Origin of the sequence: Pseudomonas canadensis (assembly GCF_000503215.1) — a bacterium.
GTDB classification, from domain to species: domain Bacteria; phylum Pseudomonadota; class Gammaproteobacteria; order Pseudomonadales; family Pseudomonadaceae; genus Aquipseudomonas; species Aquipseudomonas canadensis.
Genome location: NZ_AYTD01000017.1, coordinates 541,742 through 567,841, shown reverse-complemented (window position 1 = coordinate 567,841; position 26,100 = coordinate 541,742). Strand labels below are relative to the sequence as shown.

Below are 26,100 nucleotides of genomic sequence, written 5' to 3'. Positions count from 1 at the left end.
ACAGCCTTCGACACGACCGTTTAATCCTCGGGGGGGCAGGTGCTCCCCTTTTTTTTGCCCGAAATTTGACCGGGTTAGAAGCTCATCCTCCATTGGCCCATCAAGCCTTGGTTACGGCTGTTTGTACCGGCTTGGGCGCTGTAGGTCAGGCCTAAGGTGTGTTGTGTCGACAACGCGAGGTCCAGGCCGGCTTGCAGGTCCAGGCTATTGCGGTCGAGCGAGGTGCCCTTGACGGTGAAGCCGTCTATCAGTCCTGGCAGGGCACGGTAGGAATGGCGGACTTTGCTGTCGACTTCGCCGTAGAGGTGCTTCCAGCCTGTGCTGAGGTGAGGGGTGAGGCTGATCTGCCTATCGAACCGATACACCGTTGCCAGGCGCAGGCCGAAGGTGCTGCTCAGGTTTTGTTGGGTTTGCGCGCCCACGTTCAACGCCGTCAAACCTCCCGTTTCCTTGAAACTGTCGCGGTGGTAGCGTTGGAAGCCGATGCCAGCGAAGGGCTCGACGCTGACATCGGTGCTGCCCAGTTGATAGCCCAGCTCGGAGAACAGGGTTTGGCTTTGAGCGTTGTAGCTGCCCTTTAGCTGCTCCTTGTAGTCGAGCAGGTTGACGTTACGTTTGTTCCGGCCGGCATGGTCGCTGTAGATCGCTCCCAGGCGCAGGGCCAGTGGCCCGTCCGTACGCACGGCATAACCCCCCAGGTGCCAGCTGTCCAGGTCGGCGGAGAAGCGTTGTGCATTGAGATTGCTGCTGGATTTGGCGCCCATGACCCCAACCCGCCAAGCATGATCCAGTGCCCAGTCGGCACCCAACAACAGACCGTGGGTATCGTGTTTCAGGCCGGCGCTGCCGCCTTGTTTGTCGAGGCTGCCGCCGTTGCCCACGCCCTGCACCCAGAAGTGACCGTTGTCGTCAGCGGGCAGCGTGCGCAGCGTCGAGAGCAATTGGTTACTCAGTTGCTGCGTGGTGTTTTGCGTTGCGCCAGCGAGGTTGGCGTTCTGGCTACCGGCCAATTGCTCAAGGCTTGCGCCGATCCCGCCGGGTTGCTTATCCAGCGCATCGCCAAATTTTTCCAGGGCTTTGATTTCCTCGGAGGTCAGCTCCCCGGACTCAAGTAACCTTATCAGCGCGGGCTCCAGCACCTTGGCCACTTGCAAGCCATTGTGCGAGGTGGCTCTCTGGGTGAGGTAGCTATCGAGTGGGGCGGCTTCGATTTCGGGCTCGTCAAACCACTCATCTGGCAGCGCATCGTAGGGTTGAAACATGTAGGGCGTGTATTCGATATCGCCTCGCGCTTGCGCGGATTGAAGGCTGGCGGCGCTGAGGGCGAGGGCGATGACAAATGCAAGTCTGTGCTGTGTAAAGGGCATGAATTCCCAACCTCTGATGAATGAGGCCGGGAATTTAGCGAGATGGCGAGGCGATAACTGTCAGGCTACCGACCTCTGGTTTGCGAGAGTTGTCTCTAGTGCGGCGCGATTAAAACGCATCTGTTATTGGCCGCCTTGAGCTTAGCGGTTGATGGATTTGCATTTTATTGCGTTTTTTAGGCAGCTTTCTTTGATTCTATGCACTATATTGCAGTTTAAGTGACGAACCTCGACTTCCAGGTGCATTAAATTGCCAATAGACACCCCTCTCAGGCTCACCCTCCAGGTTTTTGAAACGGGCCGTTGGCAGGATGCGATGACCTTGGATTTTGCCGAGCCGCAAAAAGGCTTCGACAGCCCGTGTCGTTTTGGCTACGAGTCTGACTATTTGGTCAGCCATTACGAGCAGATTGAAACCCTGTTTGCCAAGGCGGTCAGTGCAAGAGTGCCGTTGAACTGGGAGCAGGGAGCGCTAAAACAAGCCCCTGCCTTTCTGTATGACATCGCACCCGCTGGCGACGCAAAGCGCTTTCTTATGGCGCGAATTGGGCAGGATAAACCTGACGGAATCAGAGAGGATCTATTTCTGCTGGCGCGCAGTACACCCGCGCCCGTTGGCCATATGCGCGTCAAGGAAGCCCTCCAGACAGAAGATGGGCGGCGAGCGATAGGGTTCGAGCGAAAAGAGGTAGTGGGGCGCGACAATCGCTTTCTTGAGTACGCTTACGAGGAGGGCGCCGCGATTGGCGGTGCTACCGGCGCGGGGGGGGAAGCGCCTAAATTGTTGCTGGCGCAAAGCCGTGAAGGACTGCTGTATCCCGATGCTGTGCTGGCCGATGAGCAGGTGAGCCAGCACTGGTTTGTCAAGTTTTCCCGAAACAAGGGTTTGCAAAGCGACCAAGACATCCTTCGAAGTGAGTACCACTATTACAAGGCCATTCAGGCGCTTGGAATTGATACCGTCGCGGCCGAGGGCCTGACGCTTGAGGACGCCGAAGGGATTAAACCGAGCTTATGGATGCATCGATTCGACCGCGGTGTCGGTGCCCAAGGGGTCAAACGTTTAGCGGTCGAGTCGATATTCTCATTGTCGGGTATAGCAGTTGACGTCGCTGGCATGAACCATATGAGTGTGCTGGAAATGCTAGTCGGGTTTTGGCGCGCAGCGGGCCAGGATGAGCAGGTGACTGACCTCGTAGCCGAGTACTTGCGCCGCGATTTGCTGAACAAGATTTTGGGTAATTCAGACAATCACGGGCGCAACATCTCGATCATCCGCGGTGATGACAGCCTGCGTCTGGCTCCGATTTACGATCTGGCGCCTATGGTCATGGATGACGCAGGCATCAGCCGCTCGACCAAATGGCCGCGCTCATTGGAGTTGGCAGGTGAGGTTGATTGGCGTGGCGTTTGTGATGCCCTTTCGCAATTTGTCGATCCTGCACTGGCCTTTGAACGCCTGCGCCAAGATGCAGAACACCTACGAGCACTACCCGACATCCTGGTTGCCAGCGGTCTACCGGAAGTCACCTTGAACCATCCACAAATTGGCTTGCGTGACCTTGATCAGCGCTTGAAAACCTGGGGGTTGAGATGAGCCTTTCGATTGATCAGCGGGCGCGCGTCATTGAGAGTATTGAACAAGGCCTAACCAATGGTTCGCTTGAGATAGGCGACGCCGTACGCCGTCTGCGCACCGAAGTCACTGGCCTGCACCAAAGCCAATTTGCCAGGATGTGCAAAATCTCGGTGCGGACCTTGGTGCATATCGAGCATGGCGAGGGCAATCAGACCCTGAAGTCGCTGAATGCGGTGTTCAGGCCGTTCGGGTTGAGGATGGGCGTGGTGAAGGTTCGGCGCGATCTTTGACGCGACTGTTCCCACCCCTGTGGGAACAATCCTCTACATCATCAGGCCCGGCACTGCGCCAGGCTTTTCACCTGCCCGTCACCGCTCTGATTGGCCTGCGACAACCACTCCTTAAAACCCGCCTCAATCTTCGGCCACTCCGAATCGATGATCGAGTACCACGCGGTATCCCGGTTCTTGCCTTTCACCACTGTGTGCTGGCGGAACACGCCCTCAAAGCTGAACCCCAATCGCTCGGCTGCGTATTTGGAACGGCCATTGGCGTTGTTGCACTTCCACTCCAGGCGGCGGTTGCCTTGGTCGAACGCGTATTTGGCCAGCAGGTATACCGCCTCGGTGCTTTTCGGCGAGCGCTGCATCGGCGCGCCAAAGGTGACGTGGCCGATTTCAATGCGACCTTGCTCGGGGACGATGGACATCAGGCTGAGTAGACCCTGAACCTGGCCGGTGACGCGGTCGATCACACTGAAGAAATACGGGTCTTTGTGGGCCGCGTGGTTGTTCAGCCAGTCATTGAAGGCGCTGCGCTCCGGGAATGGGCCGTAGGGCAAGTAATCCCACAGTTTCGGGTCGGCATTGGGACCTTGCAGCGCTTGAAATAAATCATCGCCATGGCGCGTGGGGTCGAGTTTTTCCAGGCGGATAAAACGCCCTTCGAGCAGTTGCACGGTCGGTGCCGGGACGCCTTTCCAGTCGGCGAGAGAAGTGGACATGCTGCGCTCCTTAAAGGCCTTTGCGAAATTGGATGAAACCCGGGCGTTCGGCGATGCGTTCGTACAGCTGGATCGCGGTGGCGTTGGTTTCGTGGGTCAGCCAGTGCACCTTGGCACATCCATCGGCCTTGGCGGTGGTGTAGACGAATTCGATCAGCTTGCGGCCGACACCGGTGCCGCGTTGGGCCGGGTCCACCAACAGATCCTGCAGGTAGCAGGAGTTTTCGATGCTCCAGTTGGAACGATGGTAGATGAAGTTGACCATGCCCACCGCCTTGCCATCCTGCCAGGCCAGCGCCGAATGGGTCGGCTCGTTGGCGTCGATCAGGCGTTGCCACGTGCTTTGGCTCACAGCGTCCGGCAGTTCGGTGTTGTAGAACGTCAAATATGCCTGCCACAACGGCAACCACGCGGCGTGGTCGGCGGCGGTGACGGGGCGGATGTCGATCGGGCTCATTCAGAAGCTCCTTGGGGAATAAAGCGGGCGAGGGTCTGGTCGCGCACGTCGGGGCTGGCGGCCAGGCCTTCGCGTACGCCAGCCATGTCGGCCGGGCTGCGGTTCTGGCTGAGTTTGCGTTTGCCGATCAGGCGCTCCACCGGCAGGGCGAAGCCGACGATGGCCTTGAGCATGCCGTCAATGTAGTCAGCCGGGGCGTCGCTGACTTTCCAGGGCTGGGCGCGCCCTTCTTCATGGCGATCCGTCAGCGCCGTGACCACGCTGAGCAAGCGCTCGGCGTCGCTGAACACCTCAGGCGTGCCATAGGCGTGCACCGCGATGTAGTTCCAGGTGGGCACCACTTTGCCGTGCTCGGCCTTGGCCGGGTAAAACGCCGGGCTGATATAGGCCTCGGCACCGGCAAAAATGACCAGGGCTTCGCTACCGTTCTGCAAATCCCTCCACTGAGGATTGGCTTTGGCCAGGTGCCCGTACAGCGTGCCGTTCGCGCCCTCATCGGGGTTAAGCAACAGCGGTAAGTGGCTGGCCAGCAAGCCTTGCTCACCAACGGTCACAAGCTGTGCCAGGCGAGTGTGCTGGATCAGTTGCTGGATTTCGGGCAAATCATCGAGGGCAAAGGCGCGCGGTGTGTACATGCAAATATTCCTTGGCGAATGCTTGCATCCTAGGCAGGCTAATGGCTGGTTTAAAGATCCATCTGGCAGCCATTTCATAGGTCCAATATGTCGCCTGTCTCACCGCCCTTGTCGTTCAACCCCGCCGGTATTGAGCTGGACCGCCGCCAAGGGCTGACGCGCCAGCTGTATGAAGCCCTGCGCCAGCGCGTGCTGGACGGGCGGCTGGTCAGCGGCACGCGCTTGCCGGCTACCCGTGACTTGGCGGCAGCGTTGTCGATTTCCCGTAACAGCGTGGTGCGCGCCTATGACCAGTTGTATGCGGAGGGGTTTATTGAGAGTCGGGTCGGTGACGGCACTTACGTCGCCCAATTGCCCACGGCTAAAAAACTATCCACAAAAGTATCCACAGGGTTATCGACAGGCTTATCCCCAGCCTTATCCACAAAATGGGCCAATTTACCGCAGGATCTGGACAGTGAAGTTATCCACAGCGGGGGCTTGGCGCAGATAAAAACCAACCATCTGCCCCAGCCTCCAGCGGGACCGCCACGGGCATTTCGGGTAGGCGTACCGGCGTTCGATCTGTTCCCATTTGAGGTATGGGCCAAGCTGAACGGGGCGTTTTGGCGCAAGCCGGACCTGGAACAACTCTGTTACGGCGACCCGGCGGGCGACGGTCGCTTGCGCGGTTTGATCGCCGCCTACCTGCGTAGCTCACGGGGCATGCAGTGCACGGCTGAACAAATAGTGATCACCAGTGGCGCGCAGCAGGCGATCAGCCTTTGTGCACAGTTGCTGGTAGAGCGCGGTGACGGCGTGGCGGTGGAAAACCCTGGCTATCGCGCAGCCGGGCATGCGTTCGCCCTGGCGGGCGGAAAGTTGCACGGCGTGCCGGTGGATGGCGAGGGCATTGATTGCCAGGTGCTCAACACCCTGCAGGGCTGCCGGGTGGCTTATGTCACGCCGTCCCATCAGTATCCGTTGGGGGTGGTGATGAGCCTGGCGCGACGCCTGGAATTGCTCGCCTGGGCCGAGCGCACGGGTGGCTGGATCATCGAGGATGACTACGACGGCGAGTACCGTTACAGCGGCGCACCGTTGTCGCCCCTGGCGGCCCTGGATCGTAGCGGGAGGGTGCTCTACGTCGGTACTTTCGGCAAGGTGGCGTTTCCCGCGTTGCGCCTGGGCTATCTGGTTTTGCCGGTGGGACTGGTGGATGCATTCTCCCGGCGGCGTGCGGTGGACATGCGCCATTCCGAAGTGAGTACCCAGGCGGTGATGGCCGAGTTCATGGCGGCCGGGCATTTCCAGCGGCACATCCGGCGTATGCGCCGAGCCGCACTCAGTCGGCGTAACGCATTGCTGAACGGCTGGCCAAGCGAGCTGCCGGGCGTGGACAACCTGCCAAATACGGCCGCTGGGTTGCACCTTACCGTGCGGGTGGACAGCCTGGCCCGTGAGCACCAATTGGTGGAGCAGGCCCGCGCCGTGGAGGTGGAGGTCAATGGCCTGAGCAGCTATTGGCTACCCGACTCCAGCACCCCGCCCGATCAGCGTGCCGGGCTGGTGCTGGGGTTTGCCGCAGTGCCGGAGGCGGCGATCAGCCAGGCGTTGGGTCGATTGCGCGAGGCCTGGACAGGTTAGGCGACGGGCTTAGGCGGTATAGCGTTGAGGAACCGCTACGTCTGTGACCGAAGTACGCGAGTCAACTACCTACCGACATACCGAAAGGATGGCCCTCTACCTTGGCGTTGATAGCCGGGGCATTGTGCTCGCGGCGCCTAAGGTCCCCGAAACGATTGAGGGTAAGACGGATTACTTGCAGGAGTACGAGGTTCAGGACCTCAGCGCGGGCAACAAGCCTCTGTGGTATGCGCATTTTCACTATGCCAGCCTGCAAGCCCCTGACCAGCAACCGACTGCCGCTCACCTGAAAACGGCGGCCCAGCGCAGGCTGGGCCGCGAGTATGAAAACAATACCGGCCAAAGGGTTTATCGCGGGCCCCTCGCCAATGCGGCGGCTCGCGAGATTTTCCTGGGGAGCCCCGTGGCTTGAGAGGCGACGCTCGTTACGTGCCCGACTTGATCTTGGTCCAGGCCCGCGTCCTGGCGCGTTCCGCATCTCGGCCCAGAGGCTTCAAGGTATACAGCGTGGCCATCGCCGCCTCGGTGGGGTACAGGTTGGGGTTGTTGCGGATTGCTGCATCGACCTGCTCGGTAGCGTCCTTGTTCGGGTTGGGGTAGCCGACGAAATCGCTGATTGGGGCGATCACCTGCGGTTGCAGCAGGTAGTTAATAAAGGTGTAGGCGTCCTGCGGGTTTTTCGCACCTTTGGGAATGGCGAGCATGTCGAACCAGATTGGCGCGCCTTCTTTGGGCAGGCGCATGTCTACGGTCACGCCGTTCTTGGCCTCCTTGGCCCGGTTGGCGGCCTGGGAGAAGCTGCCGGAATAGCCGACGGCCACGCAGATGTCACCGTTGGCGATGTCGGCCATGTACTTGGACGAGTGGAAATAGGTGATGTACGGGCGGATTTTCATTAGCAGCGCTTCGGCTTTCTCATAATCTTTGGGGTTGCTGCTGTTGGGGTCCAGGCCCAAGTGTTGCAGGGCCAGGGGCAGGATTTCCGAAGGCGAGTCCAGCAGGGCGACACCACATTGCTTGAGCTTGCTGATGTTCTCTTCCTTGAAAATCAGGTCCCAGCTGTCGACCGGTGCGTCGCTGCCCAACGCTGCCTTGACCTTGTCGGGGTTGAAGCCGATCAGGATAGTGCCGTACATGTAGGGCACGGCGAATTTGTTGCCCGGGTCATTGGCTTCGATCAGCTTCATCAGCTTGGGGTCGAGGTGGTTCCAGTTGGGCAGTTGGCTGCGGTCCAGCGGTTGGAAAACTCCGGCCTCGATTTGCTTGGCCAGGAACACATTGGACGGCACTACCACGTCATAGCCGGAGTTTCCGGTGAGCAGTTTGGCTTCCAGGGCTTCGTTGGTATCGAAGATGTCGTACACCAATTTGACCGTGGGGTTTTGTGTCTTGAAGTCTTCGAGCGCTTTGGGCGTGATGTAGTCGAACCAGTTGTAGACCCGCAGGGTTTTCTCTTCGGCGTGGGCCGCGCCGCCGAGAACGGCAGCGCAGAGGGCAACGTACTTGAGCATCTTCATGGTGCTGATCCTTGTTCGAAACCTTCGAGGACGTTAACGGCGTTGATGCCGATTTCTTCGACGGCGTAGCCGCCTTCCATCACGAACAGCGTGGGTTTGCCCAGGCGGGCGATACGTGCGCCCATCGCCAGGTAGTCCGGGCTGTCGAGTTTGAACTGCGAGATAGGGTCGTCCTTGAAGGTGTCCACGCCCAGGGATACGACGATGATGTCGGCGCCATAGCGTTCAATCTCGGCGCAGGCCTCTTCAAGCGCTGTGCTCCACTGGTCCCAGCCGGAACCTGCCGGCAGCGGGTAATTGAAGTTGAAGCCTTCACCTGCACCTTCTCCCAACTCATCGGCATAACCGAGAAAAAACGGGAACTCTGCTTCCGGGTGGCCGTGGATCGAGGTGAACAGCACGTCGCTGCGCGCATAGAAAATCGACTGCGTGCCGTTGCCGTGGTGGTAGTCGACGTCGAGGATCGCGACCTTCTGGTGGCCGTGATCGAGAAAGGCCTGGGCGGCGATGGCGGCGTTGTTGAGGTAGCAATAACCGCCCATCAAATCGCTGGCAGCGTGATGGCCTGGCGGGCGACACAGCGCGAAAGCACTGTGCGCGCCTTGCTGGATCGCCTGTTGCGCCGTGAGCGCCACTTGCGCCGCGCTATAAGCTGCTTGCCAGGTGCCGGCGGTGATCGGCGCGCCGCCGTCGAAACTGTAGTAACCGAGTTGGCCGTGCAGGCTGGTGGGCAACACACGGCGCAAGGTGCGAGCGGGCCAGGTATAGGGCAACAGGTCGCCGTCCTGGCCGTAGGCGGTCCAGCGTTGCCAGGCGCCTTGGAAGAAGTCGAGGTAGTCGCGGCTGTGGATGCGTTGCAGCGGTGCCAAGCCAAAGTCCTGCGGGGCGTGGACCGGGCCCAGTTCGCGGTCTTTTACCCGTTGCAGCACGTGATCGGCCCGCGAGGGCATTTCGAAGCAGGGCATCAGTTGCCCGTCCATCAGTTCACAACGGCCGTGGTGCAGGTGGTGATCGTCTGAGTAGATCGTCAGCATTTGTTGTTCTCCGCAAGCTGTGTCAGTCAATGCAGTCTTGCGGTGGGGCGCTTTTAAGAAAACGGCAAGAGCGGCCAAAAGGGGATAAATACGGCCAAATTGTGTGTCCGCAATTCGCCCCGTTAGCGCGCATCGGCGCGCCATTGCGATGCGTCAGGGGCGAAATTGACTGGGGGCCACACCACTCCAGCGTACAAATGCGTGGCGAAAGCTGGCGGTTTCACTGAAACCGAGTTGTTCGGCGATTCGGTAGATTGGCAGCTCGTCCTGCCCCAGCAACTGTTTGGCGCGGTCGAAGCGCAGCTCGTCGAGCAGTTCTTGGTAGCTGCTGCCCAAGTCATGCAGACGCCGACGCAAGGTTCGCGCGGAACAGTTCATCTGCTCAGCCAAACCTTCGATGCCGGGCGCGGCGTGGAGCTGGGCGGCGAGCAGACGGCGGATTCGACCCAGCCAGGCCTGACGCCCGGTGAACTCCAGGTTCTGCTTGCGACAGCGATCGGTCACGGCTTGATGGGTGACGGCGTCGGCCAATGGCAGCGGCTGGTCGAGCCAGCGCTTATCAAACGCGAAGGCGTTGGCGCTGGCTTCAAAATGCAGCGAGCACGCGAAGCACTCGTGGTAGCGCGCGTGATAGTCCGGCGCGCTGTATTCGAAACACGCACCGAGTAACGGCAGCGGCTGGCCCAGCAGGTCGTCGCAGATGAGTTTCAGCGAAACCAGGCAGAATTCGACGTTGAACATTTCCAGCGCGGGCGTTTCCCGGTAATCGGCGGCAGTCAGCCAGATACGCTCACCGTCGTTTTCCAGGCTCAGCTCGAAAAGTGTTCCCAACAGCGCCGGGTAGCGCAGAGCCAGGCGCAAAGCGTCACCGAAGGTGGCACAGGTGAGCAGGGCATAACCGAGCATGCCGTAGGACGACACATGCATCTTGCGGCCCAATTCGAGGCCAATATCCCGCCGCAGCGCGACTGCATTGGTACATACACGCATCTCCTGGTTGGTGGTGATGCAGGCGTCGGCGCGGCTCAAGTCGGCGGCGCAAATGCCGCTGCCCGCGAGCAACGTTTCAGCGGGCAAGCCTTCGGCCTTGAACGCATTAATGACCAGCGAGACGGCGTTGAGGGTGGTGAGATGGGAGTGCAACATAGAGTCTTCCAGCCACGGGATGGCTGGAAGAGGAGCAAGTTACATGCCGCTCAGCGCAACTCGCCGCACAGGTCCAGCTCCACCAGGCGGCGGACTTCCTGGGTAGCGAGCCCGGCACCGATCAGCGCATTGAGCTTGCCCAACGCTGCTTCCCGGGTCATGCCGCCGCCGGACAAGACGCCCACGCCGCGCAGGCGACTGCCGGCTTCGTAGACGTCCAGCTCTACGCCGCCTTCGTGGCACTGGGTGATGGCTACGACCGCAATCCCTTCAGTCTGCGCGCGTTGCAGGCTGGCGAGGAACGCGGGGTTGTCGCTTGGCCCGGTGCCGCTGCCGAAGCATTCAAGGATCAGTGCCTGGATGCCGCTGTCGATCAGCGCATCCAGTTGCGCGGCAGCAATGCCAGGCACCAGCGGCAGCACGCCGACATTGGCCAATGCTTTCGGCTGGCGAAAATGCAGCGCCGCCGGGATTACATCAGCCTGGGCCACGCCGCCGTTGCGTTGCAATGCGGCAAACGGATGACGGCCAAAACTGCGGATCTTCGCGCAGCGGGTCGGCGCCATCAGCGCGCCATGGAAATACAGGTGAACGCCGGGCGCCAGGCCTGTCCCCAGGGCAATCAACGCGCCGCTGACGTTTTCCCAGGCATCGCTGTCAGGCACGCCGGCGGGCAACATCGAGCCGGTAAACACCACTGGCGCAGGCAGGCCGAGTAATTGGAAGCTCATGGCCGCCGCGCTGTAGGCCAGAGTGTCGGTGCCATGCAGGATCAGTACGCCATCGCAGCCTTCATCCACCGCCTCGACCACGGCCGTGCGCAAACGCTGCCAGTAGTCTGGGGTCATGTTGGCGCTATCGATCAGTGGCGACATTTCGCGAAAACGCCAGTTGGGCAGTTGCTCGTTGGCAAGCTGTTCGCGCATGCGGGCTTCGAAGCCGGATGCGGGGGCCAGGCCATTGGCGCTGGCCTGCATGCCGATGGTGCCGCCGGTGTAGAGCACCATGACGTTGTTGGATGCTGACATTGAGATTCTCCTGAACGAAAAACGCCGCCGGGCCCAGAGCATGCCCAAGGCGAGGCGGCGTGTCATCTATCTACGCTTAGCGTTGCGTTTGAGCGTTCAGCTCTGCCGATGGCGCCGCTTCCGGTTTTACCGGATTGGCCGGCCAGGCCTTACGGTCCAGGTCCAGGTCAGGGAATTGACTGGAATCGAACACCGGGGTCTTGATGCCCGCTGCGCGCTGGTTGTCGTAGTCGTTCAGGATGCGCATGGCGATCTTGAACAGGAACGCCAGGGCGAACAGGTTGACGAACGCGAGCATGGTCATGGTGATGTCAGCGAAGGCGAACACGGTGCTCAGGTTCTCGATGGAACCCCAGAAAATCAACACAAGCACCAGTGCGCGGTAGCCCATCAGCACCTTGCGGTTGTTACCGACCAGGAAGCGCAGGTTGCTCTCGCCGAGGTAGTAGTTGTACATGATCGAAGTGAACACGAACAACGCCAGGGCCACGGAGATGAACATACGGCCCCAGTCGCCGACCACAGCGGCCAGGGAGTTCTGGGTCAGGGCAATGCCGTCGCCTTCAAAGCCTGGCGTGTAGAAGCCGGAAAGCAGGATCAGCAGCGCAGTACAGGTGCAGATCACGAAGGTGTCGAGGAACACGCTGAACGCCTGAACCACGCCCTGGGCGATCGGGTGCTCCACGGAAGCCACCGCCGCCACGTTAGGCGCACTGCCCAGACCGGCTTCGTTGGCGAATACGCCGCGCTTTACGCCCATGATAATTGCACTGCCGACCAGGCCACCGAAGGCTTGGTCGAGACCGAAAGCACTCTTGACGATGGTCGCGAGCATGGCCGGAACGTGGTCGAATTGCAGCACGATCACATACAGGGTCACGGCGATGTACACCAAGGTCTTGACCGGCACCAGCAGGTCGGCAATCGAGGCAATACGCTTGATCCCGCCGATGAACACCAGGCCCAGCAATACAGCCAGCGCAAGGCCGGTGTAGGTGGTGTCGAGGCCGAAGGCGTTGTTCAGCGAGTGAGTCACGGCGTGGGCTTGCAGGCCATTGAACGCAAAACCAAAGGTCACCAGCAGCAGGAAGGCCATGACCATACCCAGCCAGCGCTTCTGCAGGCCGTGCTGGATGTAGTAGGCCGGGCCGCCACGGAAGGTGCCTTCGGCGTCAGTGCGTTTGTACAACTGGCCGAGGGAGCACTCGATGAAGCTCGAAGACATGCCCACCAACGCGGTGACCCACATCCAGAACACGGCACCGGGGCCACCCAGGGTCACGGCAATGCCGACGCCGGCAATGTTGCCTGCACCCACACGGCCGGCCAGGCTGAGCATCAGCGCCTGGAAGGAGCTGAGCTGACCGGAGCTGCTCTTCAGGCTGTCTTTGAACACCGAGAACATGTGGAAGAAGTGACGCAGTTGAACGAAACGCGAGCGAATCGTGAAATAACCGCCGAGCCCGACAATGAGCACGATCAGTACTTTCCCTGAGAGGAAGTCGTTGATGACTTCGAGCATGGAGTGTTCCTCGCTGATTTTTCTAATGGCAAACGCAGGACGGTCCGACCACGCCGCATGGCACCAGGCAGTGCGCGGCAGTTCGACCCCAATCCTTTTGCGGGTTGTTATTCATGCGGTTTCGCGCTGTATCCGGGCCTCGTTACCGACGGCCGCAGACGCGAAGAGGGGCGGCACTATACCTAGGCTAACGGGATCCGTCTGCCCGAGGCGATTAAAGGTTTGTAGGAGCGAGCTTGCTCGCGAAGGTCGTTAACGATAATGCGTACCTCCTGGATGGACGTGGTGTCTTGCCGTTTTTCGCGAGCAAGCTCGCTCCTACAAGCAAAAAAAAGGGCCTGAAGAACGAGCCTTCAGGCCCTCAAAAGGTGAGAGGTGTCTAGTCCCTCAACCTGGTGAGCGGTGCAACAAACGCTTAGGCCTTCAGCGGGACCAAACGTGGAGCGATCATGTTTTCGGGGCGCAGGATGTCGTCGAGCATGGCATCGTCGAGCAAGCCTTCTTCACGCACCAGTTCCAGCACGCCGCGGCCGCTTTCGAGGGCGATACGGGCGATGCGGGTGGCGTTTTCATAGCCGATGTACGGGTTCAGCGCGGTGACCAGACCGATGGAGTGCTCGACCAGTTCGCGGCAGCGTGCTTCGTTGGCGGTGATGCCGACGATGCAGTGCTCGCGCAGCATGTCCATGGCGCGTTGCAGCAGGCGGATCGAGTCGAAGATCTTGAAGGCGATCAGCGGCTCCATCACGTTCAACTGCAATTGGCCGCCTTCGGCTGCCATGGTCAGGGCCAGGTCGTTACCGATGACCTGGAATGCAACCTGGTTCACGGCTTCCGGGATCACCGGGTTGACCTTGCCGGGCATGATCGAGCTGCCTGGCTGGCGGGCCGGCAGGTTGATCTCGTTGATGCCGGTACGTGGGCCGCTGGACAGCAGGCGCAAGTCGTTGCAGATCTTCGACAGCTTCACCGCGGTACGCTTGAGCATGCCGGAGAACAGCACGAAGGCGCCCATGTCGGAGGTGGCTTCGATCAGGTCGGCTGCCGGCACCAGCGGCTGGCCGCTGATGGTGGCCAGGCGTTGTACGGCCAGGGCCTGGTAGCGTGGGTCGGCGTTGATGCCGGTGCCGATGGCGGTGCCGCCCAGGTTCACTTCGGTCAGCAGCTCTGGTGCCAAGGTTTTCAGACGGGCCAGGTCTTCGCTCAGGGTGGTGGCGAAGGCACGGAATTCCTGGCCGAGGGTCATCGGCACGGCGTCTTGCAATTGGGTGCGGCCCATTTTCAGCACATGGCCGAACTCGACGCCTTTGGCGGCGAAGGCTTGGATCAGGCTGTCGAGGCTGGCCAGCAGCGCGTCATGGCCCAGCAGCAGACCCAGGCGGATCGCGGTTGGGTAGGCGTCGTTGGTCGACTGCGCCATGTTCACGTCGTTGTTCGGATGCAGGTACTGGTATTCGCCCTTGTTGTGGCCCATGGCCTCCAACGCGATGTTGGCGATGACTTCGTTGGCATTCATGTTGGTTGAAGTGCCAGCGCCGCCTTGAATCATGTCCACCACGAACTCTTCATGGAAATCGCCGCGGATCAGACGGGCACAGGCTTCGCTGATGGCAGCGTGCTTGGCTTCGCTGAGCTGACCCAGCTCGCGGTTGGCGTCAGCCGCCGCTTGCTTGACCATTGCCAGACCGACCACCAATTTCGGGTAATGCGAAATCGGAACGCCCGAGAGGCGGAAGTTGTTCACCGCTCGCAGGGTCTGGATGCCGTAATACGCTTGAGCCGGTACTTCAAGTACGCCAAGCAGGTCTTTTTCGGTACGGAATGATGCAGCAGAGGACATGACGGAAATCATCTCGATAGGGACCCGGAACTGGCCGGAACGCTGCGAATGCTAGGCTTGTGGAAGTTTTTGGGCCAATGCTGTTAAACACTGGCCTATGCACAAACGGCATAATGCAGGTGTGACCCGGTTATCATGGCGGGCGTGTGTGCCAAAATGGTGCGTATCCACGGGAGGCAGCAATGAACCTTGAGAGCAAATGGCTGGAAGACTTCAGCGCCTTGGCGGCCACCCGCAGCTTTTCCCAGGCGGCAGAGCGACGCTTCGTGACCCAGCCGGCGTTCAGCCGCCGTATCCGCAGCCTTGAAGCGGCGTTGGGCCTGACCCTGGTCAACCGCTCGCGCACGCCGGTGGAGCTGACGGCGGCAGGGCAGTTGTTCTTGGTCACTGCGCGCACAGTGGTCGAGCAGCTCGGTGAAGTGCTGCGCCATTTGCATCACTTGGAAGGCGGGCAGGGCGAAGTCATGCAAGTGGCGGCGGCTCACTCCTTGGCGCTGGGTTTCTTCCCACGCTGGATTGCGCAATTGCGTAACGAAGGCTTGAACATTGCCACGCGTTTGGTCGCCACTAACGTCGGTGATGCCGTGCATGCCCTGCGCGAAGGCGGTTGTGACCTGATGCTGGCGTTCTACGATCCGGATGCGGCGATGCAGATGGACTCGGAAATCTTCCCCTCCCTGCACCTGGGCAACACTGAAATGCTGCCGGTATGCGCCGCCGATGCCGATGGCAAGCCGCTGTTCGACCTGGAAGGCGAGGGCAGCGTGCCGTTGTTGGCCTATAGCGCCGGTGCGTTTCTTGGCCGTTCGGTGCACCTGCTGTTGCGCCAGCGCGCCCTACGCTTCACCACCGTGTATGAAACCGCCATGGCTGACAGCCTCAAGAGCATGGCTTTGGAAGGGCTGGGCATCGCCTGGGTGCCGCAACTGAGCGTACGGGCGGAGTTGGCGCGCGGTGAGCTGGTGGTGTGCGGCGGCCCGCAATGGCATGTTCCGCTGGAAATTCGCCTGTATCGCTGTGCCTTGGTGCGTAAGGCAAATGTGCGATTGTTGTGGCGCAAGTTGGAAGGTGGGGCCGCTGCCGAACGCGCCTGACTGTAGGAGCCGGCTTGCCAGCGATCACAGTGGGTCGGCGAGCCTTATAGTGGCTGGCACACCGCTTTCGCCGGCAAGCCGGCTCCTACAAGGAGTGGGGTGCTTTCGCTGACCTGAAAGTCAATAAAACCGCCGCTTTGCGCCACTGGACAGATGGTCATTCAAGGGGCTGTTTATCTGCATTATTACGGTATACTGCGCGGCCTTCGGCCGGTCCAACCGGCCTTAATTCGTACACCAAGCCACGCCGGATTTCCCGCGTGGCTTGTTGTTTTTTGACGCGCCTGCGGGCGCCCAGAGAGAAGAGGCACGACGATGAGTGCATTGGTTGGCGTGATCATGGGCTCCAAGTCCGATTGGTCCACCCTTAGCCACACCGCCGATATGCTGGAAAAACTCGGCATTCCCTACGAAGTGAAAGTGGTCTCCGCCCACCGCACTCCGGATTTGCTGTTCCAGTATGCCGATGAAGCAGAATCCCGTGGCATCGAGGTGATCATCGCCGGTGCCGGCGGTGCAGCGCATCTGCCCGGCATGTGTGCGGCCAAGACCCACCTGCCCGTACTCGGTGTACCGGTGCAGTCGGCGATGCTCTCGGGCGTGGATTCGCTGTTGTCCATCGTGCAGATGCCGGCCGGGATCCCGGTGGCCACGCTGGCTATCGGCAAAGCGGGCGCGATCAACGCCGCGCTGTTGTCCGCCAGCATCCTGGGCGCCAAGCACCCGCAATTCCATGCGGTGCTGAAAAAATTCCGTGCTGAGCAGACAGACAGCGTGCTGGACAATCCAGACCCACGCATTGCCTGAGGTTGTTGACGATGAAAATCGGTGTAATCGGTGGCGGCCAACTGGGCCGCATGCTGGCCCTGGCGGGAACCCCGCTGGGGATGAACTTCGCTTTCCTGGACCCGGCCCCGGACGCCTGCGCGGCCGCGTTGGGTGAACACCTGCGGGCTGACTACAGCGACCCGGACCACCTGCGCCAACTGGCCGACGAAGTCGACCTGGTGACTTTTGAGTTCGAAAGCGTCCCGGCTGAAACCGTGGCCTTCCTGTCGCAGTTCGTGCCGGTGTACCCGAGCGCCGAAGCCCTGCGCATCGCTCGCGACCGCTGGTTCGAGAAAAGCATGTTCAAGGATCTGGGCATTCCGACCCCAGCCTTCGCCGACATCCAGTCCCAGGCAGACCTGGACGCTGCCGTTGCCAGCATCGGCCTGCCGGCCGTGTTGAAAACCCGCACCCTGGGTTACGACGGCAAGGGCCAGAAAGTTCTGCGCACCGCCGCTGATGTGGTGGGCACCTTTGCCGAGCTGGGCAGCGTTGCCTGCCTGCTGGAAGGCTTCGTGCCGTTCACTGGCGAAGTCTCGCTGATCGCCGTGCGTGCTCGTGATGGCGAAACCCGCTTCTACCCGTTGGTGCACAACACCCACGACAGCGGCATCCTCAAGCTGTCCGTGGCCAGCACCGACCACCCGTTGCAGGCCCTGGCGGAAGATTATTCCAGCCGTGTGCTCAAGCAGCTGGATTACGTCGGCGTGATGGCGTTCGAGTTCTTTGAAGTCGACGGTGGCCTCAAGGCCAACGAAATCGCTCCGCGCGTGCACAACTCCGGGCACTGGACCACCGAAGGCGCCGAGTGCAGCCAGTTCGAAAACCACCTGCGGGCGGTAGCGGGCTTGCCACTGGGCTCCACGGCCAAGGTCGGCGAGAGCGCCATGCTCAACTTCATCGGCACCGTGCCTGCGGTGGAAAAAGTCATCGCCATCGACGACTGCCACCTGCACCACTACGGCAAGGCCTTCAAGGCCGGGCGCAAGGTCGGCCACGCCAACCTGCGTTGCAAGGACCGCGCAACGCTGGAAGCGCAGATCCTCAAGGTTGAAGCGCTGATCGCCGAGCAATAAAGCCTCGGGTCGGCGGGAACCATTGGTTGCCGCCGTCTCTCTGATTGCAGGATGGCAAAGCCTGACTAGGCTTTGCCATGACTCACATTCAATCAGAGGGAAATGCCATGGGTATCATCGGAACCATCTTTATCGGCTTGATCGTCGGCCTGCTCGCGCGTTTCCTGAAGCCAGGCGACGACAGCATGGGCTGGATCATGACCATCCTGCTGGGTATCGCCGGCTCCCTGGCCGCGACCTACGGTGGTCAGGCCCTGGGCATCTACCAGGCGGGCCAGGGCGCCGGCTTTATCGGTGCGCTGATCGGTGCCATCGTGCTGCTGGTGATCTACGGTCTGCTGAAAAAGAAATGAGTTAAGCGACAAAGCCCTCTGCGCTGCGCAGGCGCAGAGGGCTAGAATACTCGGCACTTGTACTTGCCGAGCCTCTCCATGCGCCGTCTTCTGTTGACTCTTCTTTTGCTGGGCTCCGGCCTTGCGCACGCTGGCGAATTGCCGGAAACCGACTGGCTGGACCTGATGCCGCTTTCCGACCAGAAAGCCCTCGAAGCCATGCCCGAGATCGACCACAACTCCCCCGAAGCCCAGGGCACCTTCACTGACAAAGGTGGCCTGAAGCAGAGCAAAGGCTTACCGGCGGTGATGTATTCCACCAAGACTGTGGCCGCCATGAACGGCAAGAGCATCCGCATCGGCGGTTACCCGGTGCCGCTGGAAACCGACGCTAAGGGCCGCAGCACCTTGTTCTTCCTGGTGCCGTACCCAGGTGCATGCATCCACGTGCCACCGCCGCCGCCTAACCAACTGGTGCTGGTGCGTTATCCCAAGGGATTGACGCTGGATGATATCTACACACCGCTGTGGGTCACGGGCACCCTCAAAGTCGAGAAGGTCAACAATGACCTGGCCGATGCGGCCTATGCCCTGGATGCGGTGAAAGTGCGGGCGGTCAAGGAGTCGGATCTTTAACCCATTGTCGACCACCCTGCTTGTGCGGATCACAAGTGTGTCGAGTCATTCTGGCAACGCTGGGTAAAACACCCGCCTGGCCTGTGGCCAATAGATCTCTGCACGATGAATATCCAGGCGCGAGCCTTCGCGAGCAGCATTGGTTTGAGCGTTTGCCCCCAGTGATCGCTGTGCCGGTGTCTTTAGATGGATTTTGCCGGGGACGGTGTGGGAGGCCTGTTCAAAGTGCATGTGAGCGTAGGCCCAGGGCTTGTCTCTCACGCGAATCTCAAACTCGTCCAGGAAGTCTGGAACTTTTATCCAGGTTCGGCCGCCCGGCTTTTGTATCTGTCGGGTGCCTGCTACTCGGTCCAGGGTTTTACGGAGGCTCAGCACACCCGGTTGACTGTGCAAGAACGCCAGGGCGTTGCCATTGGGGGCTTGCTTGGAAATCAGCTCCAGACGCAACGCTTTCGCCATGAGGTTATAGCGGGTGGCGTTCTCCCTGAAGCGGGTCGCTTGCGCCAGCAGACCTTGTCGGGTTGCCTCATCGGTGATGGCACTGCAGGCCGCCTGAAGGTCATCGGCGCCTTGATTGAGCTTGGTCGCGCCGGACATGATGAGCGCTTCGGCACCCGCTGGTTCGGCCGACGTGCTTTTCCTGTAAAACACGATGAGGTCATCATACTCTTCAATCAAATATTGCATTTTCCTGGCGGCAGCGTTCAGTTCCTGCGTGATAGTTGTTTGGTTGGAAGATGCTGGCGCACTCGGCTCTTTGATCTGGATGTTGGATTTGAGCCAGAGCTTGTCTTCGCCGACCCTGATATAGGTGTTGAGGCGCTGACCACGACTGTCGAGGACGTCTGCGATGTCACTGTTCCCGGCTCTGGGCTTGGCGAGTACGGTTATGGTTGTGAGGGGGTCGTCGCCGGCAATCAGTATTGAGATGCGATTTTTCGGCTCAGCATTTGGGGGCGCCGGCGGCAGAGGGGTGGTGGACGGTGGTTTCGGCGTGCCAGGCGGTACGGAGGGGACGCGTGATGGCCCGGCTGTATTCACCGGGAGTTTTTTCACCGGGAGTTTTTCCAGAACGTCGAGCATGTTTTCCAACTCTTTGTCCAGCAACGACTTTAACACCTTGGTCTGCTGGATTATGGTGTTAACGACCTTCCGTTTAGCGTCGAGAAAATCGGTAAGCTGTTTAAGTACGGCATCTTGCTTATCGAATATGTTGGCCTCTATCAACCGTTGAAGACTTTTTTGCTGGGCCTCCAAATAGCCTTCCAGGTTATCAATGATTGCCGCATAACGCGGACCAAGATTGTCAGCTTTTTCAATGGAATCGATCAGCCGAGCCCTGCCAAGGTCCGGTGTGGTAACGAATTCCTTGGGTTTGAATACTGGAAAGCTACCGTGCTTTGCGTATACCAGGCCCAATTCTTGAGCGGTCTCCAAGTGTAGGAACGCTTTATCAAACAGCAAATGTATCGTATTGAATTCGGTTGATCGAATCGCCTGGTCCAGCAGGATTGTAGAGGCCTCAACCTTCACGAACATTTGTTCGTAGTGCGCATCCTGTTTGGCATTGGCTTTTCTAAGCTCCTCTAGCCTTCCCCCGGCATGTCCACTTTGGTCGACCGGGACCCAACCCCCGTCCTTGTTGACGACGCGGTAAGCAGGGCGTGTCTTGTTGCGCGGGTGAACGATATAGAACTCGACCTCACCTGTGAGGCTGTGGCGGGTGTCGACGACGTACCACTGTCCGCGGGCACGCACATAGCTCTGCTGATTTTTTCCATCGTAGATGCCGTTGGCCCGACGGCTGAATTCCATGGCTTGCTCATGCGAGACGCGCGCGATGTAGTCGTCAAGATCCGGGATTTGTTGCAGGCCCCATTCGCCCCATGGGATGTACCGGGGGCCGAAGACTGCATTGGTCAGTGGATCGATCAGGCGATATTCGGGCAACAGATCGGTGCCGACACTGCGCATGGGAATATGATCGACGCCTGCCACGGTAAACAGACTGTCCTGCGTTTCAAGGGGTTTCCAGACTCGCGGGTCTACCGACTGTAGCGTTCGGCCAGTGGGTGTGATCGTTGGTTTGCCCAGCGCTTTTCTGAACAACGTCAGGCCTGCATCTACCTGACGCCCAACTGCAGCGCTGAGCCGCAACCCACCCAAGCCTCCGAGTTTGAGCAGAGCTGGCACCGCTTCGAGCGGGTTTAGCTCTCTGATGGCGCCCAGTAAAAACGTTTTGGTGAGGGTTGCGAACTTCGGTAGCGCTGCCTGAAAACTGATTCTCCCGGCTTGTGCAATTAAGCGTGCCGAACCGCCGACGTATTTACCAATGGGAGCCGCGAAGGAGATCAAGTCGGTGAACAATGACAACGCCCCTCTCTCCACGCGTTGCGGATCGCCCGAGGCGATGTCCTCGACGCCGCCCCAGAAGGGCACCAGCATCTTGGCGTAGTAGAGAAAGTCGTCAACGGTTTGTTGCGCGGTATCAAGCACGTCAACGTTACGCTTGGCGGTCAATTTGAGCTGAGATTCGTCAGTGTGAAATAGATCATTGGCAACGATGGCTGCCAGTGCTCGACTGCGCACTGAAGACAATGATTGTGCTTCCCACATAGTTTCCGAAGGGGCGGGCGCGGTGGCGGGTAACACCTGGCCGATCTGCTCGGCGATCACCAGGCTGGACTCACCGTCTCGAGGACGACGGCTGTGTTGGTAGGCTTCCCAGTCGAACGGCATGGCGGTCGCGCGCCGAAAGGTTCCTTTGCCCGAACGGCTTGAGCCGCCTGTTGTTTCCACGACAACATTGCCATTGATCGTCAGCGTTTTAATATCCGGGCGTGCACGGATGATTGCCGCCCGAGGGAACACCTCATAATAAGTGGTGCGGTGCTTCACTTGGGCCCGGATGATGAAGCCGTGGCGGCCTCTGGCGGCAGCGATGTTCTGCGCGTTTTCTTGCCCAACCTGCAGGCCGCGAATCTCTTGGCGCAGGGCATACAACGTTACCTCGCCGTTTTCGATCGCGGTGCGATCAAGCAATGACAGGTTGGGTAGCAAGGCCCTGATCAAGGTTTGGTAGGCTGCTTTGACACCGCTCAGGTAATCACTAAACCCCACGTCGAAGGCGTCATCCGTGATGAAGCGCCAGCGGCCAGGTGGTGCTTGAGAAATCGTTTCGGTTGCCTGAATCATTTCCTGTTCGTGTTGCTCCAAGGCTTCTACGGCCAATTGGACTTGTTCAGGGGTAAAGTCAGTTTTTGCCGACGTCAGTACGCCATTGGCTTGGGCCCATTCCAGCGTTGGCCCCAACCTGGCTATCGAGATGACCATTTTTTGCTCGGGCGTCGCATCCCGGCTTGCTGTCGCGAGTAACTCGAGCAATTGTTGGAAGGTCATGTGTTGCGCAGCATCGGGTGCAATGGCTTGCGCAAGCATCACGCCAGCCTTGAAATTCACCCAGGCGATGGAGCTGGCGTAACGCAAATCGTCGGGAATGCCTCTCACCCAGATTTCTGCAGCAGAACCCCGTTGCAGCAGGCGCATGGCCAGTTGCACACCTGCGGGAGTGAGTTGGTGTTTGGCGCTCAGGGACCGCTCAATTTGTTGACGAATATAGTGATAGCTGTGGCCCCAGTGACGTGGCGTTGCTATTTCTTCTCCGGCGACGGTCACTCGAGCGCGGTCTGCAGGGCGTTCAAAATTCAGCCATAGTGCCCGCCAGACCAAGTCGCGCAGCACTTTTACCGGTGGTGTTTCATCTTTGACGGTATACCAATCCAATGCCTTGACCAGCTGGCTTCCAAACTCAAGGCATTGCGGGGTATTGAGCCATTGTTCGAGTACCACCGTGGGCGTCTTCAACGCTTGTGCTTCGCGTTGTGGCGTCAGAAAACCTTCGGTCAGTTGTTCGAATATCGGTTTCTTACCTATCGATTGACGTTCAAAAAACCGCCGTTGCAGGCTGGCATCTCCTTGCTCGTCAATGAGTTCATCAAAAGGCAGCCTGTCGTCATCTATCTCTAGCGATAGCGCGGCGGCGCGCTCCTGCAGTCGCTCAATTACAAGTTGGAGCGGGCTATCGGTGGCGATATGGACACCGTAGAACTTGAGTGCAAGATCAAACTGGACAGTACCGTCCTCTCGAATACCACCAATGTCTCGCCGCGCCGCTATCAGAGTGTGAACATCATTTCTCCAGTAAGTGGGCACTTCGCTCAGGGGCAGCGGCTTGCCCTGAATGGTAAAGCGAGTCAGCGGCGAATCCACAATAGCTGGCTGGTTACTGATGAGCTTTGCGAGTATGGACCAGGCGCCAAAACCGGCCTCGGTCTTGCTCGGCCATGTGCTCAGCCAGGTTGTAAAGTCGGTGTCATTCTTCAGCTTCTGCAAGACGGTCACGGCCTGCGCGCAGGCTTTGTACAGCGGAGATTGGCGATGAGGTGTAAAGAACTGATGCGCCAATGGCTGCGGTGCAGTCTGTGCCTGGAGGCTTTTCAACTGTGCGAGCAAGCCAATGAAATCAATTGATCGGTCGGTTTGTTGCTGTATCAGCCGTTGCTGAGCGGCGCGCGTCGCCTCCCTGCGTTGTGTGCTGAGGGTTAAGAGTGGGCGGGCGTGTCGTTCGATGGCCTCGCTGAAATCCAGCAACGGTGCAAGGTTCGCCGACCGGTTGATCCGTTCAGTGACGCCGCCCTGGGCGCTGCGGCTGACGGACCAGTGATGTTCGATATCCTGGCGTTGCTTGGTGATGAGCAGGCTGATCTGATGCTCGAAAAAATGCTCGACGGCAGTGACAGGAACCAGGTTGACGCTCCCATCCTGGCTGGCTCTTTGCGTCAGGCTTTCTAACGCCGAATGTTGACGATGTGCAACGCTGATCAGCAATTGCTCACGCCCACGCACGCTTTTCAGAAGCGTTGTCAGATGTGTTTTCAGCGCCGTCGGGCTGGCAAATTCAGCCAAGCGCTGGCCTGGCAGGTAGAGCACTGTGGGGTTGGCGGTTGGGTGCTCGTTCGGTGCCCACGTGCTGATGGCAAATGCACCGACCAGCGCGATTTCGTCGGTATGCGCCGTATCTTGAAAGCCGAGGTGAAATAAATTCAGCGGTTCTGGCGAGGTGGGGGTACTCAGCTGCCGCACCAGCGCAACGCTGGCGGGCTCAAGTGAGGCTGTTTCGAATCTCAATGATGCCTCGCACTGAATCAGCAGCGCGACGGTTTTAGCGATGAAGCTTTGATTGGTTTGCTCGGTTGCGCTGTGATTGGCGTTCCAGTATTGGTTGAGGCTATTCAGATAATGGTCAGGTTCCAGCAAGGTATTTATCAGGGTTCTGATGGTTAGCTGGCTTGTGTCGTCGAGCCGAGTGAAGGTGTTGTTTTTATAGATATAGACGTCATGACGCGGGCTGTAATAATCCGGAATCCGGCATTGATGCAATGCATTGTTCACTAGGGTTATCAGTGCGCGGTCCTGTTCGGTGGGCGGGCCTGTCAAAGTGTCTTCTGGAGTTTTGAGGTAGATGTGCTGGGTTGAATACCGATCAAACAATCCGTTGATTTCTTCCAACACCTGCTTATTGGCGCAAAAGGTCAGTGAGGGCTGAGCGCTGAGGGTCGCGATAAGTGTGTTATTGCACGTGGCCATGAGTTCGGCCACGTCGGCGGGAGACTGTTGCGTTACTTCCTGGGGAGTGGGGATCATCGTGTTGCCTCTGCTATTAGATGCGATTTCGCACTCTAGCGAGGCCGTTCAGACACGCGGTCCTATATAAGTAATGTCCCCGTCCACCGCGCAGCGCAGCGATTAACCCGCAGGTATCGCTGTGATGCTCACCTGCAGCGTGTGCCTTTCACTTGGTGCCAACACCACCACGTCATCCAGCACATTCGCCGTCTCGATGCACAACATGCCTGGCCAGCCATCGTCGGCCATGTCGTCGAAAGCCTTGGCGCGCTCGGTCCAGGGGTTCCAGATCACCGTCGACTTCGAGCCCTCGGCAGTGAGCTGAATACGGCGCTGCCAGTCTTTGTCGACGATGTTCAGTTGCGACGGCGTGTCGAGGTAGATGCGATCGGTCTCGGCGGTGAAGTGCAGCAGGCCCGATTGTGTCTTCTCGGTCCAGCCATCGGCGGTGTCGATATAGGCACGCCCGTCCAGGCCTTCGACCTGCACATTGCGCACATCGCTGACGGCGAAGTAGGTATGCAGCGCCTGGCTGAGGGTTACGGTGTCGGTGCCACGGTTATGGCTGGTCAGGCGGATATGCAGTTGCTCATCCAGCAGCAGGCTCAGTGTCAGGTCGACCTGATGGGGCCAGCCAGGAAAACCGCCTGCCGGGGTTGGCAGCACCAGATCCACGCGGAGCGCTTCACCTCCAAGCTCGGTTGCGGCCAATTCCCACAACGCGGTGCGCACGAAACCGTGGGCGCCGGCGGGCTGGTCACTCTGACGCATCGCCTTGACGCTCTGCGGGTTGCGGTCGAATACACCAAACCACGGCCAGCACACCGGCACGCCGGTCCGAATGCCCTTGCCCTTCTTGAACACCGCTTCAGGGTTCGGCCAGATCAGTGGCTGTTCGCCATCGCGTCCGTAACTGAAGATGTGCGCGCCCTGCTGGGCCACCATCAGTTCGGCGCCGTTGTGGCGAATGCGCCAGCAGTCCAGCTCGTCGATTTTCACGGTTTCAACGTGGGGCGTCGGCATAACAAAGCACTCTTCATGGCAGGCAATGGGGCAATTGACCGTCAAATCCCGGCGAGGTTTAACGTGCGCGCGACGGAACCGAGCGCGTGCGACCGCTGCCGTCGATGGCGACGAATACAAATACCGCCTCGGTCACTTTGCGCCATTCGCTGGACAGCGGGTCGTCGCTCCACACTTCGACCATCATCTGGATCGAGCTGCGGCCGATTTCCAGGGCCTGGGTATAAAAGGAGAGCTGCGCGCCCACCGCGACCGGTACCAGGAACGCCATGCGATCAATGGCCACGGTTGCCACACGCCCACCTGCGACCTTGCTGGCCATGGCCGTGCCGGCCAGGTCCATCTGCGCGACCAGCCAGCCGCCGAAGATGTCGCCAAAACCGTTGGTTTCACGCGGGAGTGCGGTGATTTGCAGGGCGAGATCGCCTTGCGGGATAGGATCTTCTTGTTCGAGTTCGATCATGCCGAGGGCCTCTGACCCGTAACGCTTCATGGGTATTTCAAGTGGATAGCCGTCTTCGAAAAAAACGTTTCAGCACCAACATACACCGCGTGATGCGTTTCTCGTAAGGCGTACTAAAGGGAAACTCTGCCAAATCGGCTGGATGGCACCCAACGACGTCTTGGCACAGCAGCCCCTCAAGACTGCGGTTCTTGCGCTTGCAAGGGCCG

General features: G+C 59.6%; 22 protein-coding genes. 9 read left to right on the top strand and 13 right to left on the bottom strand.

Annotation, left to right across the window (positions count from 1 at the left end; genetic code table 11):
- Positions 1–74 precede the first annotated feature (74 nt).
- Positions 75–1,367 carry an autotransporter outer membrane beta-barrel domain-containing protein gene (locus U367_RS0121375; protein ID WP_028618531.1) on the bottom strand — a complete coding sequence of 431 codons (1,293 nt, stop codon included), beginning with the start codon at positions 1,365–1,367 and terminating at the stop codon, positions 75–77.
- A gap of 316 nt (positions 1,368–1,683) precedes the next feature.
- Here U367_RS0121375 and U367_RS0121370 point away from each other — a divergent pair, with 316 nt between their 5' ends.
- Complete coding sequence (locus tag U367_RS0121370; RefSeq protein ID WP_050587913.1) at positions 1,684–2,964, top strand: HipA domain-containing protein; 1,281 nt, start codon at positions 1,684–1,686, stop codon at positions 2,962–2,964.
- Positions 2,961–3,236: a helix-turn-helix domain-containing protein gene (locus tag U367_RS0121365; protein WP_025854446.1), complete on the top strand. Its 276-nt coding sequence runs from the start codon at positions 2,961–2,963 to the stop codon at positions 3,234–3,236. Before U367_RS0121370 ends, U367_RS0121365 begins: the two co-directional genes overlap by 4 nt.
- A 41-nt stretch (positions 3,237–3,277) precedes the next feature.
- On the opposite strand, the gene U367_RS0121360 is transcribed toward U367_RS0121365, so the two are convergent.
- Genes U367_RS0121360 through U367_RS0121350 form a run of 3 tightly spaced genes read right to left on the bottom strand, consistent with a single transcriptional unit; the run spans position 3,278 to position 5,041 of the window.
- A complete protein-coding gene (locus U367_RS0121360; protein ID WP_028618529.1) occupies positions 3,278–3,949 on the bottom strand; it encodes a GNAT family N-acetyltransferase in 672 nt (223 codons plus the stop codon).
- Positions 3,950–3,959: 10 nt separating this feature from the next.
- Positions 3,960–4,406 carry a GNAT family N-acetyltransferase gene (locus U367_RS0121355; protein WP_028618528.1) on the bottom strand — a complete coding sequence of 149 codons (447 nt, stop codon included), beginning with the start codon at positions 4,404–4,406 and terminating at the stop codon, positions 3,960–3,962.
- Positions 4,403–5,041: an FMN-binding negative transcriptional regulator gene (locus U367_RS0121350; protein ID WP_028618527.1), complete on the bottom strand. Its 639-nt coding sequence runs from the start codon at positions 5,039–5,041 to the stop codon at positions 4,403–4,405. Before U367_RS0121350 ends, U367_RS0121355 begins: the two co-directional genes overlap by 4 nt.
- An 87-nt stretch (positions 5,042–5,128) precedes the next feature.
- Here U367_RS0121350 and pdxR point away from each other — a divergent pair, with 87 nt between their 5' ends.
- Together pdxR and U367_RS0121340 are read left to right on the top strand one after the other, a co-directional pair.
- Positions 5,129–6,667: a MocR-like pyridoxine biosynthesis transcription factor PdxR gene (gene pdxR, locus U367_RS0121345; protein WP_028618526.1), complete on the top strand. Its 1,539-nt coding sequence runs from the start codon at positions 5,129–5,131 to the stop codon at positions 6,665–6,667.
- Between the two features lie 43 nt (positions 6,668–6,710).
- Complete coding sequence (locus U367_RS0121340) at positions 6,711–7,079, top strand: hypothetical protein (protein ID WP_028618525.1); 369 nt, start codon at positions 6,711–6,713, stop codon at positions 7,077–7,079.
- A gap of 13 nt (positions 7,080–7,092) precedes the next feature.
- On the opposite strand, the gene U367_RS0121335 is transcribed toward U367_RS0121340, so the two are convergent.
- The 6 genes from U367_RS0121335 to aspA all read right to left on the bottom strand — a co-directional run bounded on the left by U367_RS0121335 (position 7,093) and on the right by aspA (position 14,754).
- Entirely contained in the window at positions 7,093–8,184 is a 1,092-nt protein-coding gene (locus U367_RS0121335; RefSeq protein ID WP_028618524.1) for a polyamine ABC transporter substrate-binding protein, read from the bottom strand.
- On the bottom strand, positions 8,181–9,218 hold the full coding sequence (locus U367_RS0121330; RefSeq protein WP_028618523.1) for a histone deacetylase family protein: 1,038 nt from the start codon (positions 9,216–9,218) through the stop codon (positions 8,181–8,183). The genes U367_RS0121335 and U367_RS0121330 overlap by 4 nt, the downstream gene beginning before the upstream one ends.
- Positions 9,219–9,371: 153 nt before the next feature.
- Complete coding sequence (locus U367_RS0121325; protein ID WP_028618522.1) at positions 9,372–10,364, bottom strand: AraC family transcriptional regulator; 993 nt, start codon at positions 10,362–10,364, stop codon at positions 9,372–9,374.
- A gap of 50 nt (positions 10,365–10,414) precedes the next feature.
- Positions 10,415–11,392, bottom strand: coding sequence for an asparaginase (locus U367_RS0121320; protein WP_028618521.1), 978 nt, complete (start codon positions 11,390–11,392; stop codon positions 10,415–10,417).
- 76 nt (positions 11,393–11,468) lie between these two features.
- Positions 11,469–12,914, bottom strand: coding sequence for an alanine/glycine:cation symporter family protein (locus U367_RS0121315; protein WP_028618520.1), 1,446 nt, complete (start codon positions 12,912–12,914; stop codon positions 11,469–11,471).
- 415 nt (positions 12,915–13,329) lie between these two features.
- A complete protein-coding gene (gene aspA, locus U367_RS0121310; protein ID WP_028618519.1) occupies positions 13,330–14,754 on the bottom strand; it encodes an aspartate ammonia-lyase in 1,425 nt (474 codons plus the stop codon).
- Positions 14,755–14,936: 182 nt separating this feature from the next.
- Here aspA and U367_RS0121305 point away from each other — a divergent pair, with 182 nt between their 5' ends.
- The 5 genes from U367_RS0121305 to U367_RS0121285 all read left to right on the top strand — a co-directional run bounded on the left by U367_RS0121305 (position 14,937) and on the right by U367_RS0121285 (position 18,720).
- Positions 14,937–15,848, top strand: a complete 912-nt coding sequence (locus U367_RS0121305) for a LysR substrate-binding domain-containing protein (RefSeq protein ID WP_028618518.1) — start codon at positions 14,937–14,939, stop codon at positions 15,846–15,848.
- Positions 15,849–16,163: 315 nt separating this feature from the next.
- Positions 16,164–16,655, top strand: coding sequence for a 5-(carboxyamino)imidazole ribonucleotide mutase (gene purE, locus U367_RS0121300; RefSeq protein WP_003176980.1), 492 nt, complete (start codon positions 16,164–16,166; stop codon positions 16,653–16,655).
- A gap of 11 nt (positions 16,656–16,666) precedes the next feature.
- On the top strand, positions 16,667–17,752 hold the full coding sequence (locus U367_RS0121295; RefSeq protein WP_028618517.1) for a 5-(carboxyamino)imidazole ribonucleotide synthase: 1,086 nt from the start codon (positions 16,667–16,669) through the stop codon (positions 17,750–17,752).
- 107 nt (positions 17,753–17,859) lie between these two features.
- Positions 17,860–18,105: a GlsB/YeaQ/YmgE family stress response membrane protein gene (locus U367_RS0121290; protein ID WP_028618516.1), complete on the top strand. Its 246-nt coding sequence runs from the start codon at positions 17,860–17,862 to the stop codon at positions 18,103–18,105.
- Between the two features lie 78 nt (positions 18,106–18,183).
- Positions 18,184–18,720, top strand: a complete 537-nt coding sequence (locus tag U367_RS0121285; RefSeq protein ID WP_050587912.1) for a DUF3299 domain-containing protein — start codon at positions 18,184–18,186, stop codon at positions 18,718–18,720.
- A gap of 45 nt (positions 18,721–18,765) precedes the next feature.
- On the opposite strand, the gene U367_RS0121280 is transcribed toward U367_RS0121285, so the two are convergent.
- From U367_RS0121280 to U367_RS0121270, 3 genes are all read right to left on the bottom strand, one after another.
- Positions 18,766–24,423 carry a hypothetical protein gene (locus U367_RS0121280; RefSeq protein WP_028618514.1) on the bottom strand — a complete coding sequence of 1,886 codons (5,658 nt, stop codon included), beginning with the start codon at positions 24,421–24,423 and terminating at the stop codon, positions 18,766–18,768.
- Positions 24,424–24,525: 102 nt separating this feature from the next.
- On the bottom strand, positions 24,526–25,428 hold the full coding sequence (locus tag U367_RS0121275) for a D-hexose-6-phosphate mutarotase (protein WP_028618513.1): 903 nt from the start codon (positions 25,426–25,428) through the stop codon (positions 24,526–24,528).
- 58 nt (positions 25,429–25,486) lie between these two features.
- Positions 25,487–25,891 (bottom strand): acyl-CoA thioesterase, encoded by a 405-nt coding sequence (locus U367_RS0121270; protein WP_003176975.1) that lies wholly within the window; start codon positions 25,889–25,891, stop codon positions 25,487–25,489.
- Positions 25,892–26,100: the final 209 nt, after the last annotated feature.

What these genes read in the sequence shown, in the direction of transcription:
- U367_RS0121375 (WP_028618531.1), bottom strand. Translation starts at nt 1,367, where the DNA reads ATGCCCTTTACACAGCACAGACTTGCATTTGTCATCGCCCTCGCCCTC.
- U367_RS0121370 (WP_050587913.1), top strand. Translation starts at nt 1,684, where the DNA reads ATGACCTTGGATTTTGCCGAGCCGCAAAAAGGCTTCGACAGCCCGTGT.
- U367_RS0121365 (WP_025854446.1), top strand. Translation starts at nt 2,961, where the DNA reads ATGAGCCTTTCGATTGATCAGCGGGCGCGCGTCATTGAGAGTATTGAA.
- U367_RS0121360 (WP_028618529.1), bottom strand. Translation starts at nt 3,949, where the DNA reads ATGTCCACTTCTCTCGCCGACTGGAAAGGCGTCCCGGCACCGACCGTG.
- U367_RS0121355 (WP_028618528.1), bottom strand. Translation starts at nt 4,406, where the DNA reads ATGAGCCCGATCGACATCCGCCCCGTCACCGCCGCCGACCACGCCGCG.
- U367_RS0121350 (WP_028618527.1), bottom strand. Translation starts at nt 5,041, where the DNA reads ATGTACACACCGCGCGCCTTTGCCCTCGATGATTTGCCCGAAATCCAG.
- pdxR (WP_028618526.1), top strand. Translation starts at nt 5,129, where the DNA reads ATGTCGCCTGTCTCACCGCCCTTGTCGTTCAACCCCGCCGGTATTGAG.
- U367_RS0121335 (WP_028618524.1), bottom strand. Translation starts at nt 8,184, where the DNA reads ATGAAGATGCTCAAGTACGTTGCCCTCTGCGCTGCCGTTCTCGGCGGC.
- U367_RS0121330 (WP_028618523.1), bottom strand. Translation starts at nt 9,218, where the DNA reads ATGCTGACGATCTACTCAGACGATCACCACCTGCACCACGGCCGTTGT.
- U367_RS0121325 (WP_028618522.1), bottom strand. Translation starts at nt 10,364, where the DNA reads ATGTTGCACTCCCATCTCACCACCCTCAACGCCGTCTCGCTGGTCATT.
- U367_RS0121320 (WP_028618521.1), bottom strand. Translation starts at nt 11,392, where the DNA reads ATGTCAGCATCCAACAACGTCATGGTGCTCTACACCGGCGGCACCATC.
- U367_RS0121315 (WP_028618520.1), bottom strand. Translation starts at nt 12,914, where the DNA reads ATGCTCGAAGTCATCAACGACTTCCTCTCAGGGAAAGTACTGATCGTG.
- aspA (WP_028618519.1), bottom strand. Translation starts at nt 14,754, where the DNA reads ATGTCCTCTGCTGCATCATTCCGTACCGAAAAAGACCTGCTTGGCGTA.
- U367_RS0121305 (WP_028618518.1), top strand. Translation starts at nt 14,937, where the DNA reads ATGAACCTTGAGAGCAAATGGCTGGAAGACTTCAGCGCCTTGGCGGCC.
- purE (WP_003176980.1), top strand. Translation starts at nt 16,164, where the DNA reads ATGAGTGCATTGGTTGGCGTGATCATGGGCTCCAAGTCCGATTGGTCC.
- U367_RS0121295 (WP_028618517.1), top strand. Translation starts at nt 16,667, where the DNA reads ATGAAAATCGGTGTAATCGGTGGCGGCCAACTGGGCCGCATGCTGGCC.
- U367_RS0121290 (WP_028618516.1), top strand. Translation starts at nt 17,860, where the DNA reads ATGGGTATCATCGGAACCATCTTTATCGGCTTGATCGTCGGCCTGCTC.
- U367_RS0121285 (WP_050587912.1), top strand. Translation starts at nt 18,184, where the DNA reads ATGCGCCGTCTTCTGTTGACTCTTCTTTTGCTGGGCTCCGGCCTTGCG.
- U367_RS0121280 (WP_028618514.1), bottom strand. Translation starts at nt 24,423, where the DNA reads ATGATCCCCACTCCCCAGGAAGTAACGCAACAGTCTCCCGCCGACGTG.
- U367_RS0121275 (WP_028618513.1), bottom strand. Translation starts at nt 25,428, where the DNA reads ATGCCGACGCCCCACGTTGAAACCGTGAAAATCGACGAGCTGGACTGC.
- U367_RS0121270 (WP_003176975.1), bottom strand. Translation starts at nt 25,891, where the DNA reads ATGATCGAACTCGAACAAGAAGATCCTATCCCGCAAGGCGATCTCGCC.